At 68.1% G+C, this 401-nt stretch carries 1 protein-coding gene; it reads left to right on the top strand.

Annotated elements, in window-relative coordinates:
* Positions 1 to 400: hypothetical protein (locus L6Q96_23270; protein MCK6557470.1), on the top strand; the 400-nt coding region annotated here is incomplete at its 5' end.
* Between the last annotated feature and the right edge of the window lies 1 nt (position 401).

Here is a 401-nt window from a genome sequence, read left to right as displayed (position 1 = left end):
CGTGAAACGCGCGGCCGAAGCCGTCCGCGACGGCGAGTCGCAGGTCCTCGATCACAAGCTCGGCGACTTCAAGCAGGCGTCGACGGCAATCGCCGTCGGGTCCCGACCGGCCTACTTCCACGCCATGTGGACCGAGGCCCTGCAGAAGCGCGGCATCGCCATCCCCGCCCCGTCGGTGCGATCGACCCGCAACGCAGATGACGTGCCGCAAAGAATTGGCGACCTCTTCGGCCACGGCGGCGCCGACGACGATCCCGAGCGCGACCGCATCGCCAAGATACTCGCCGACGCTCAGAGCCGCGGCCACCGCGTGCCCGATTTCATCCGTACCTCAAACAACCTTGCCCAGGTCAGCCGCTGGTGGGCCGCTCTCGTCGACCCCGCCCTCAAGGACAGATGAC

This window comes from Candidatus Binatia bacterium, assembly GCA_023150935.1.
GTDB lineage: Bacteria > Desulfobacterota > Binatia > HRBIN30 > HRBIN30 > JAKLJW01.
This window is presented reverse-complemented; position numbering and strand designations above follow the sequence as displayed.